Raw genomic sequence first — 3,545 nt, forward strand, 5'->3', positions numbered from 1 at the left:
CCTTCCGCTTAGAAAGACCACAAGGACGAATTATTTCCTCAATAATTTTTGGTGGCACAATCGCCATTTTCGCAGCCGAGTCAGCTACGGCTAGTAAATTCGGCATGACGGAGTTAACTCGCTTATCTGTACACTGAGCCGATAGAAGAACGGCTACTAACAAAGAAAAGGAAGTTGAATAATTTAGCGGAACCTGAGGATGAGGATATAGCCTATTTAATATGCGTAAAATTCCCTTTGCTCGCTCTTCTCTAGTCATTTAGACGCTCTCAATACATGTTGCCAAGGACTACGATTCCCACTTGTATCAACCCAATCAAAAAGCCCAGCACGCCTCCTAAGATTTCTATTGCCTTTAGCTCTTTTGCAGAGATTGCGTATATTATGCTCTCAAGTTTGGCTAAATCGAACTGCTCGATCTTATTAGTCACTAACTCACTGAAGCTTAGTTCTGACTCAACTCGCTCTACTAGAGATTGCAACACCTCTGGCAACACCGTGCTCAAATGATCTAATAACATCTTCTTAATAGATTCTCCCATTTCGCCCTGCAAAAACATGCCAAGCATGGGATTTTGCCCTAACTTCCCCTTTAAAAATTTATCAATATGTTGCTCGAGAATGGCAAATACCTCTTGATGAACTCCCTTACTCGAAAGAACGCGCTGGACGTCTTCGTGCGAAACGAGTTCCCGTTCAATGGTCTGGCCAATAGTCCGAGCTAGCTCTCTCTGCCTCCTGGGTATTAGGCCCAAAAGAGTTACACCCAAACACTTAATGGGACGTCTCGGACGAAAGATCATTTTTACGGCGATGTAGTTTGTCACCCAACCAATCAGCGCAGCAATGAGTGGAATAGTTAGGTGAATTATGGGAGTTTCGATATTCATCAAAATACCTATACAAAAAAAAAGAAAGTTACTAAAAAGAATGCTAGACTTAGCAAGGCATATAGCGTGTGTCGCAATGCTAGCATTTTCCGATGCACACTTATACTACGATGTGAAAAAATATTGTCCATAGCATGAGCAAACCTTTAGAACTTAAACCTCTATTCGACTCGCTGGAGTTTATTAGCAAACAGGATTTTTCGTCCATCGGACTAACCGCAAAGCAAACGAGCGACTGCGAAATTACGGCGCAGTTTTTAAAAAGTTACATCGGCAGCGCTGGAACATTTAACTCATATAGGCGAGAGGTGGAGCGGCTGCTACACTGGACATGGAAGGTTGCTCACAAAACAATTCCTAACTTAAAGCGAGACGACATCGAGAACTTCGCAAAATTTTGCCTAAAACCACCACACTCCTGGATAGGATTAAAAAAACCTGCTCGGTTTATTAGCAGGGAAGGCAGGAGAATCCCAAATCTGGAGTGGCGCCCCTTTGTCGCAACTATTTCAAAGAAGCAACATAAAGAAGGAAGGCGGCCAGAAAAAGGGAATTTTAAGCTTTCTAACGGCGCGATCAAGGAGATGCTAGCAATACTTAGCAGTTACTTTAACTACCTCCTGCAGGAAGATTACGTTGCCGTAAATCCAGTGGCTCTAATTAGGCAAAAGAGCAAATTCGTCCAAAGAAGGCAGGGTGTGCCGCAAATTCGCCGCTTGACACAAGAGCAATGGCTATCTGTAATTGAGGTCGCAGAAGAACTAGCTAGAGACGACCCTGCTAAACACGAAAGAACGATGTTTATAATGTCGGCGCTGTATTCCATGTACCTTCGCATTTCGGAGTTATGCGCATCGAGCCGCTGGACTCCGCTAATGAGCCATTTTAGAAAGGATCACGATTGCCTTTGGTGGTTCGTTACCGTGGGCAAAGGCAACAAGGAGCGCCAGATTGCCGTAAGCGATGCCATGCTTAAGGCGCTTAGGAGATGGAGAAAATTTTTGGGCTTATCGGCACTTCCCTCTCCTTCTGACGATTCCCCACTCTTGCCTAGGAATAGAGGAGATGGCCCTATAAGCAGCACTACTTATTTAAGAGAAATAGTCCAACTCTGTTTCGATCGAGCCGTAGCTAAGCTCAAGGAGAACGACAAATTTGATGAGGCTGACGCATTGATGGAGGCTACCGTTCACTGGCTGCGCCATACTGGCATATCGGATGACGTAAAAATTAGGCCACGGGAACACGTGCGCGACGATGCTGGACACAGCTCAAGTGCTATTACTGACAAGTACATAGACATTGAATTAAGAGAAAGACACAAATCCGCGAAACAGAAGCCAATAGCATCTCGCCCGCTTTCGTAAGCAAGCCTCACCCGGGGTAGAACAGATGCCGTTAGACTACAATAAAGTCGCTATCTTCCATCAATGAAAGGCGAGAGCCAACGATGTCTGAAATATCAAACTTGTCGAGAATAGCTAAACCTGTCCTTCGTTGCTCCAAGGTGAGCGGCACATACGGCAATCTAAATACTGGCTTTGTCGCACCTGTCATAGCTAGACAAGTGTTAAGTGCAATTGGGTTTGGTTCACAAAACGCCCATGCAAACAGGGGTTGAAGCTGATCGTCTACATGCTTCTCCGCTTTATCCATAATGCGAGCTATTAGAGCAGGAACTATATTGCTAACGACAGAAATCACGCCGGTTGCGCCACAGCGATGTCGACTTTCAAAGGCGGTATCGTCATTTCCAGACCAACACCTTATGCCACTTTCTACATAAGCCTTAATTCTATCTGAACCCATGCACTCTTTTACGCCCACAAAATTCTTGTGCTCGGCAATCTTGTGCATAGTAGCCGGCAAAATATCTTGTGCAGTGCGCCCAGGCACGTTGTACACTATGCCAGGAGCTACATCAAAAAGCGCCTTAAAATGCCTTAATAAACCTAGCTCGGAAGTTTTTCCATAGTACGGATTAATTTGCAGAGTAAGATCAGCACCGAGCCCCATAACTTTTTCAGTTAAACTCCTAGCCTTCCTAGTATCATTTCCGCCAGAGTTAACGACTACCAAAACCTGCTTGCCAACTTTTTCAATTGCATGCTTTGCTAGAGAAAGAATCTCATCCGAACTCATCAAGTGCCCCTCTCCAGTGGTTCCAGCAATCAACACACCATCAACACCACCGCGAATCTGGCAGTCCAAAAGATAGTCAAAAGTATCAAAATCTATTGAGCCGTCTTGCAGATACGGGGTTTTAAGCGCAGTAATTAGCCTAGCTGAACGGATATCTCTTGCCATATAAAAAATCTCCCGGAATGAATGCTCGCTTCGCAGTGCTTATTTATTCGGCAAAAGTAGCATATTATCTACAGCCAAATCAATAATACTCAACACGCGCGCTCCTTACGCACATATCCCCGAGAGGATGCGTCAATGAGCACTGAGCTCCATATATATCGCTTTAAACATTTAAAAAAAATCCACTTTACAGATGTATACGTCTGATGTATAATCTTTTCATTATGCGCCGAACTCAAATTTACCTTCCACAGGGTATTTACGATAGACTCGCTTTATTAAAGCAGGCCACTCAGTTTTCTATGGCGGAAATTATTCGCACAATTATCGAGAAGCACATCGCCGACG

Annotated in this window: 4 protein-coding genes; 1 reads left to right on the forward strand and 3 read right to left on the reverse strand. The window is 44.4% G+C overall.

The window, feature by feature from the left end; all coding sequences use genetic code 11:
- Positions 1-259, reverse strand: a 259-nt coding sequence (locus IT291_00395) for an endonuclease III (protein MCC6219680.1), incomplete at its 3' end; no start/stop codon positions are given.
- Between the two features lie 10 nt (positions 260-269).
- The gene (locus IT291_00400) at positions 270-890 is read right to left on the reverse strand and encodes a DUF445 family protein (GenBank protein MCC6219681.1); all 621 of its coding nucleotides are present in this window, start codon (positions 888-890) and stop codon (positions 270-272) included.
- A gap of 134 nt (positions 891-1,024) precedes the next feature.
- Here IT291_00400 and IT291_00405 point away from each other — a divergent pair, with 134 nt between their 5' ends.
- On the forward strand, positions 1,025-2,257 hold the full coding sequence (locus tag IT291_00405; GenBank protein ID MCC6219682.1) for a tyrosine-type recombinase/integrase: 1,233 nt from the start codon (positions 1,025-1,027) through the stop codon (positions 2,255-2,257).
- 31 nt (positions 2,258-2,288) lie between these two features.
- On the opposite strand, the gene IT291_00410 is transcribed toward IT291_00405, so the two are convergent.
- Entirely contained in the window at positions 2,289-3,197 is a 909-nt protein-coding gene (locus IT291_00410; protein MCC6219683.1) for a dihydrodipicolinate synthase family protein, read from the reverse strand.
- Positions 3,198-3,545 lie beyond the last annotated feature (348 nt).

This window comes from Deltaproteobacteria bacterium (assembly GCA_020845775.1).
Taxonomy (GTDB): domain Bacteria; phylum Bdellovibrionota_C; class UBA2361; order SZUA-149; family JADLFC01; genus JADLFC01.

Bases quoted from the DNA above. Each gene is read 5' to 3' on its own strand.
- IT291_00410 (MCC6219683.1), bottom strand. From the start codon at position 3,197: ATGGCAAGAGATATCCGTTCAGCTAGGCTAATTACTGCGCTTAAAACC.
- IT291_00405 (MCC6219682.1), top strand. From the start codon at position 1,025: ATGAGCAAACCTTTAGAACTTAAACCTCTATTCGACTCGCTGGAGTTT.
- IT291_00400 (MCC6219681.1), bottom strand. From the start codon at position 890: ATGAATATCGAAACTCCCATAATTCACCTAACTATTCCACTCATTGCT.